General features: G+C 62.9%; 4 protein-coding genes. All 4 read right to left on the bottom strand.

Features of this window, described 5'->3' with window-relative positions; translation table 11 throughout:
* Positions 1-69 precede the first annotated feature (69 nt).
* The 4 genes from H618_RS0110800 to H618_RS0110785 all read right to left on the bottom strand — a co-directional run bounded on the left by H618_RS0110800 (position 70) and on the right by H618_RS0110785 (position 6,998).
* Positions 70-2,607 (bottom strand): TonB-dependent siderophore receptor, encoded by a 2,538-nt coding sequence (locus tag H618_RS0110800; RefSeq protein ID WP_245586770.1) that lies wholly within the window; start codon positions 2,605-2,607, stop codon positions 70-72.
* Between the two features lie 307 nt (positions 2,608-2,914).
* On the bottom strand, positions 2,915-5,413 hold the full coding sequence (locus H618_RS0110795; protein WP_028695080.1) for a TonB-dependent siderophore receptor: 2,499 nt from the start codon (positions 5,411-5,413) through the stop codon (positions 2,915-2,917).
* Positions 5,414-5,518: 105 nt separating this feature from the next.
* Positions 5,519-6,487: a FecR domain-containing protein gene (locus H618_RS0110790; protein WP_028695079.1), complete on the bottom strand. Its 969-nt coding sequence runs from the start codon at positions 6,485-6,487 to the stop codon at positions 5,519-5,521.
* Positions 6,488-6,494: 7 nt separating this feature from the next.
* The gene (locus H618_RS0110785) at positions 6,495-6,998 is read right to left on the bottom strand and encodes a sigma-70 family RNA polymerase sigma factor (RefSeq protein ID WP_028695078.1); all 504 of its coding nucleotides are present in this window, start codon (positions 6,996-6,998) and stop codon (positions 6,495-6,497) included.
* Between the last annotated feature and the right edge of the window lie 5 nt (positions 6,999-7,003).

The raw sequence follows: 7,003 nt of genomic DNA, 5'->3' as shown, positions 1-7,003 counted from the left end.
GCTGAAACGCGAAGTCCACGGTGGTTCGACCACCGTGGACTTCGCGGGTAACGCGGCTGACAGAGAGGCTTAGTGGAAGGTGCCGCGCAGGGTCAGCATGAAGTTGCGGGGTTCGCCGTAGTAGTTGCCGAACGAGGTGTTGAATACGGTGGAGTAGTAGCGGCGATCGAACAGGTTGTTACCGTTGAGCGCGACGCTCCAGTTGTCGTCAACCTGGTACTCGACCATTGCGTCATACACGGCGCGGCCGGCCTGGTTGAACTTGAACGGGTGGTCGGAGCTGAGAACTTCACCTGTCAGCGGATCAATATCGGAGGCGATACCATTGACGTACGCAGCGCTCTGCGCGGTGACGCCGCCTCCCACGCGCCAGTCGGACAAGCTCCCTGGCAAGGTATACATGGTCCACAACTTGAGTGTGTGCTTGGGCGTGATGCTGCTGTAGAGCGTTTCTTCAGTGTTGTTCTCAATACGGTTGTAGGTGTAGCCGGCCAGCACCTCCCAGCCTGGCGCGATCTCGCCGGTGGCTTCCAGGTCGATACCTTTGCTGGTCACTTTGTCGGAGGCAATGTAGCAGCATGAGCTGCTGTACATGGCCCCGGCCTGGCTGTAGCTCGGGTCCCTTTCGGCCTGATTCTCCCGTTTGATGTAGAAAAGCGCGGCACTGACATTCAGCCGCCCATCAAACAGCTCGCCTTTGATACCCGTTTCATAGGTCTTGCCTGTCATAGGCTCGATCGGCGTCTTGGTCTCCTCCGGACCTTTGAAACTAAGCGACTGTGGTTTGAACACTTCGGCATAACTTACGTAAGTGGACCACTCATCGTTCAGTGCATAGATCAGGCCGCCATAGGGGACGACCTTGGTCGCTACACGATCAAACACCTTATCCGCAGGATCATGTTCCCACTCACCGGTGCCATTGGAACTACGGCTGGCGAAGTCCTGTTCAAACTTGTAGCGCTGCGCGCGAGCACCGACGACCAGCTTCAGTGGGTCGGTCAACTGCAAGCGCAGCGTCGAGTACAGGCCATACTGCACGCGGCCATTGGGCGAGTAGTCACGCCAGAAGCTATGGTTGGAGTCGTCGGTAGGAATGGGCTTGGATTGCGGGTCCCAAATATCGATCGGGCCACCCTTGTCGACCATGCCGCCGGCTGCACGCCAGCGACTGGTGACTTTCTGCCAGTCGGCACCGACCAGCAGTTCATGGCGGCGATTGAACGCGTCGAAGCCGCCCGAAAGGTTCACATCCAGCACTTGTTGCTTGCTGAAACTGCGCACGTAGCTGCCCCACCAGTAAGGGCTGCCATTTGGCTGATCGACCCACCCGTAAGGGTTGACGCCCTCGGTGTTGGACGAGTTGTAGGAGTCGGTCCACGAGGCGTTGAGGCGCCAGTCCTCGTTGAAATCGTGGTCGATCTTGGCAAACCACTCGCGGGTGGCGCTGTCGGCCCAGCCTTGCTTGGTGGTGAACCAGGTGTGCCGCGGCAGGCCTGGGTCGCTACCGTCGGCATAGCGCGGCAGGCCGTCACCGGTGCCGGTTTCCTTCTGTTTGTCGAAGCTGCCACCGAAAGTCAGCATAGTGTCGTCGGTGATGTCCGCTTCGAGAATGCCGTAGAGAAACGGGCGTTCGGTGGCGCGCACATCCTGGAAGTAGTGGCGGTCGGTATAGGCCGCGACCATGCGCCCACGCAGCTTGCCATCGAAGGCCAAAGGGCCGGTGACGTCGACTTGGCTGCGGTAGTTGTCCCAGGAGCCGGCCGAGGTTTCCAGCTTGAGCTGGTACTGATCCATGGGACGCTTACGCACCAGGTTGACGATGCCGCCCGGGTCACCCGTGCCTCCCAGCAAACCGGTGGCACCGCGCAGCACTTCGACGTGGTCGTAGGCGGCAAGATCGTACTGACGTTCGCTGTAGAAGGTGCCGACGCCGGTGCCGATGTCCATCGGTGCCGCGCCGTCGATCTGTACGTTGTCGATGCCGAAACCGCGTGAGTAGAAACCGGTGGTGTTGTAGTTGGAGTTGCGCAGCGTAATGCCCGGCGCCCGCTTCATGGCATCGGCAAGCGACGTGCTGCGGGTATCGTCGATGAGTTGCTTGCTGACGATCGACACGCTCTGCGGGGTTTCCTTGAGGCTCACCGGGGTCTTCGAGCCCACCGACACCAGCCCGGTGGTGTACGACCCGGAGTTCTCCGTGGCCTCGCCCATGCCCTGCCCGGAAATGCTGGTCGCACCCAGCTCGATGGCGCCACTGGCGTCGGCGCCGAGGTTGGCGCTGGTCGGGGTGATGATCACCGTGCCGTTGTCGATGCGGTACGACAGGCCGGCATCACGCAGAATCAGGTCGAGGGCGCGGGTCGGCTCCATCGCCCCGGACACCGCCGGGGCGCGCTTGCCGCTGACCAGCCCCGGCTCGAAGAGCATCTGCAGCCCGGTTTGCTGGGCCAGTTGGGTCAGCGCATCGCTCAACGGTGCCGAGGCAATGTTCACCTGGGTCACGTCGGCCTGCGCCATGCTGCTCATACCCAGGGCCAGCCCGAGCACAACCGCCGATGCCGACGCGCGCCAGCCGGCACGCTCGCAGATGCCAAGGCCACGCATGAGCCTCGCCTGTTCCGATTTCATTTCCTGATCCACTCCGTACGTGTTGTGTTGGTCTATCGCCGACTCTCAGGCCAGCTGACGGACGTCTGGCAATCCCTCGCAAACCGGCTTCCCGGCACAAACCGACCGTGCGGTCGCACTTGTACGCTGACTAGACGAGGTATGGGTAAACGAAATTAGGAATTTTTCACAAACGTTATGCTAGGCGGGTTTCACAGAGGTCATGCAGCCGCGCATTGCGGATACGAAAACGCCCGATGCAGGCATGGGGCGTTGGCGTTCATGGGCTAAGCAAGGAGACGTATCAGTCCCACATACCACGCACGCTCAGCATGAAGTTGCGCGGTTCGCCGAAGTAGTTGCCGCCGGCGGGGTAATACAAGGTGTCGTAGTACTTGCGGTCGAGCAGGTTGTTGCCGTTGAGTGCCACGCTCCAATGCGAATCGACCTTGTATTCGATCATCGCGTCCCACAAGGCATAGCCGCCCTGGCTCAACTTCACGGCGGTCGGGGTGATCTCGGTGTTGCCGTCGTAGTCGACCACGGTGTTGACGTAGTAACCGCTCTGCGCCCTCACGCCACCCCCGACTTTCCAGTCCGACAGCTCGCCCGGCAGCACGTAGGTGCTCCACAGTTTCGCCTGGTGCTTGGGCGTGACAGTGGCAAACGAGGCGTCGCCACTGCGGGTCTGATTACGGTTGAAGGTGTAGCCTGCGGTGATTTCCCAGCCAGGCGCCAACTCGCCTGTGGCTTCCAGATCGAGCCCCTTGCTGACCACCTTGCCGCGTGGCAGGTAGCAGCAGCTGCCGCCGTACAAGGACATCTCCTGTGCATAGCGGCGGTCGAGCATCGCCTGGTTTTCGCGCTCGCCGTAAAACAGCGCTGCCGAGACGTTCAGCGCCCCGTCGAGCAGTTCACCCTTGATCCCGGTTTCGTAGGTCTTGCCGACCATCGGCTCGAGCGGCGCGCCCGGCAGCGGACCTGACTGGTACTGCGCCTGGGGGTTGTAGATTTCCGAATAGCTGCCATAGGCCGACCACTCATTGCTCAGCTCATAGACCAGCCCGCCGAACGGCACCAGCTTGGTGCCGTTGCGGTAGTCAATGATGTTGTCGGGCGCCCAGACGCCGGTCTCGCGGTTCTTCTTGGAGTAGGTCTGGTCGTAGGAATAACGGCTGGCGCGGGCGCCGACGATCAGCTTGAGCGGATCGGCCAATTGCAGACGCAGGGTCGAATAAAGCCCGTACTGCTTCTGGTTGGTGGGGTTGTAGTCGCGCCAGAACTCTTTGTCGACGCCCGTCACCACCCACGGCTCCCACAGCGAACCGAAGCGTCCATTGGCGCCGTCCGCTGCGCGCCAGCGGCTCTTGATCTTCTGCGCATCGGCACCGATCAGCAGTTCGTGCTGACGGCCCAGCAGCTCGAATTTGCCCGACAGGTTCAGGTCGACCACGGTCTGCTCGCTCCAGGCCTTCTGGTAGCTGCCCGACCAGTAAGGACCCTGCGCGTTGGCGTCCATGGTGCCGTAACCGAATGCGCCCTGGCTCTCGACATCGTCCCAGACCCGGGTCAGCGAGGTGTTGAACTTCCAGTTGTCGTCCAGGTAATGGTCGAGCTTGACGAACAGTTCGTTGGAGTCGTGATCGGAATAGGAGAAGCCGGTGGTCGGCCAGTAGCTGCGACTGTAATTGGGTTTCTTGCCGTAGGTGTAGAACGGCAGGCCATCACCGGTGCCGGTTTCCTTGACCTGCTCCAGACGCCCGCCGAAGGTGACCATGGTGTCCGGCGACAGGTCGGCTTCCAGCACCCCGTAGATCGTCGGGTTTTCCGACGCTCGCCCGTCCATGAAGTACTGCCGATCGGTGTAGCTGGCGGCCAGACGCCCGCGCAGCGCACCGTCGAAGGCCAGCGGTCCGGTGACATCGACCTCGGAGCGGTAGTTGTCCCAGGTCCCGGCGGAGGCTTCGAATTTCAGCTGGTAATGGTCGAGTGGACGTTTGCGCACCAGGTTGATGATGCCGCCAGGGTCGCCCACACCGCCGAACAGCCCTGCCGAGCCGCGCAGCACTTCGACGTGGTCGAACTCGGTCATGTTGTACAGGTGGTTGGAGTAGCCACCGTTGGTGTCGACGCTGGCCGCACCGTCGACCTGCAGGTTCTTGATCTCGAAGCCGCGCGAGTAGTAGCGCGGGGTGCGGTAGTTGGAGTTGTTCACGGTAATGCCGGGGGTGGCGCGCATGGCCTGGCCCAAAGTGGTGATCTGCCGATCCTTGAGCGCCTGGGCGGTAACCACCGAGACCGACTGCGGGGTTTCGCGTATCGAGGTCGGGGTTTTCGAGCCGACGCTGGTCAACCCGGCCTTGTACGTCCCGGAGTTTTCCGTGGCCTCGCCCATGCCCTGCCCGGTAATGCTGGTCGCACCGAGTTCGATGGCGCCACCCGCGCCGGCTGGGCTGACCACCGCTTCCTGCAAGGTGTAGCTGCCATTGCCCAGGCGCACAGCTTGCAACCCTGAGCCGGCCAACAGCAGGGCCAATCCCTGTTCGACGCTGTAGGTGCCTTGCAGGCCCGGGCTGCGGCGCCCGGCCGCCTGCTGCGCGGGGTAGGAAATCAGCAGATTGGCCTGATGGCCGAACTGGGTCAGGGCTTGGTTCAACGCACCCGGCGCAACATCGAAAGGCTGGCGACTTTCGGCAGCGCTGGCCAGTGCCGGCGCCAGCAGCAAGGCGCCGCTGAACACACCGGGGGTCAGGGTGCAGAGCATGCTCAGGGTCAGCGAGCGAAGACGCAGAGGGGGATTCATGTAGAGCTCCACGAGAAAGCCGAAGGAAATAAAGGGGGTGTTTATCTCCATGTCTCGCCAGAACGCCGAACGGACCACCCTGCCCGGTGTTTTTCTGAAAAAAATTCAGACCCGGCGTGTTCTGCCTTCCAGGCTGACCCAGTACGGCGTGAAGCGGCGCACCTCCAGGTTCAACGTGGTGCCCAGGGTTTGCAGAATCTTGTCGGTGTCGGCCAAGGGGTAAGTGCCGGCGACGCGGAGGTCGGCCACCTCGCTCGAACAGCCCAGATGCCCCGGACGGTAACGGCTCACCTCGGCGAGGAAGTCCTGCAGGCGCTGGTCGTTGGCAATCAGCATGCCGTCGGCCCAGGCGCCATCGGCTTCGCTGAGCGCCCTCACCGGGCCGATCTGGCGCTCACTGAACAGCACCTTCTGGCCCGCCTGCAAGGTTAGCGGGGCTTGCAGGCCGGCATGCAGGGTGAGCTGGCCGGCGCTGACTGCAACGCTGCCCAGGCCCTTCGACTGACGCAGCAGGAAGCTGCTGCTGTGGCTGTGCACGCTGCCCTGTTGGGTGTGCGCCCAGAACGGTCGGGCCTGCGGGTCGCTGGCGGTGCGAATCTGGACTTCGCCGCGCAGCAGGCGCAGCAAGCGGGTATGGGCATCGAAGTGCACATCGATGGCCGAGTCGGTGTTCAACATCACCCGGGTGCCGTCGGCCAGGGTCAGGCGCCGTTGCTCGCCCACGGCGCTGCGATAATCGGCGCTCAGATTCTGCCAGGTACTGCTGTTGCGCCCGGCCCAGGCCACCGAGCCGACGCCGACCAGCAGCGCCAGCGCCTTGAACACCTGGCGCCGCTCGATGCCGCCTGCAGGTGACAGCGAGGCCAGCGTGGTCTGGGCAACCCCGGCATGTTCGGCGGCGATCGCCAAGCGCTCGCCGAAGGCTTCGATGCGCTGCCAGGCACGCTCATGCTCGGGGTTTTCGGCGCGCCAGCGTTGCCAGTCGACAACGGTTTGCGCAGTGACTGGCGGGCTTTGCAGCTCGACCATCCATTCCACCGCACGCTCGGCGATAGCAGGCGAGATGGCATTCATCGCGGCCTCACTGCGCAAAGACACATTGCACGCCCGCCTTGACGATGTAGCGCTTGACCGTGGTCACCGACGTCCCCAGCCGCCCGGCGATCTCGGCATGGCTCAGGCCATCGAGCTGCGACCACAAAAACGCCTGGCGCACCGGCTGCGCCAGGCCATCGAGCAGGCGGTCGAGTTCCAGCAGGGTTTCGAGCAGGATGGCTTGATCTTCCAGCGACGGCATCACCTGCTCGGGCAGGCTGGCGAGCACCTCCAGGTAAGCACGCTCGAGCTTCTGCCGACGAAAGTGGTTGCTCAGCACACTGCGCGCCACCGTCACCAACAGCGCCCGCGACTCACGAATCTGCAACGGCTCGGGTTTGGCCAGCAGGCGCAGGAAGGTGTCGTGGGCCAGATCGGCGGCACTGCTGCCGCAGCCCAGCTTCTTGCGCAACCAGTTGTGCAGCCAGCCGTGATGGTCGGTGTAGAGCGTTTGAATGTCGAAGGAAGAAGGCGTGTCAGTGGCAGACATGGGGT

It is taken from the genome of Pseudomonas cremoricolorata DSM 17059 = NBRC 16634, from assembly GCF_000425745.1.
In the GTDB taxonomy this organism is placed as follows: Bacteria; Pseudomonadota; Gammaproteobacteria; order Pseudomonadales; family Pseudomonadaceae; genus Aquipseudomonas; species Aquipseudomonas cremoricolorata.
Note: the sequence above shows the minus strand (reverse complement) of the source record. Positions and strands in the feature narration are given on the sequence as shown.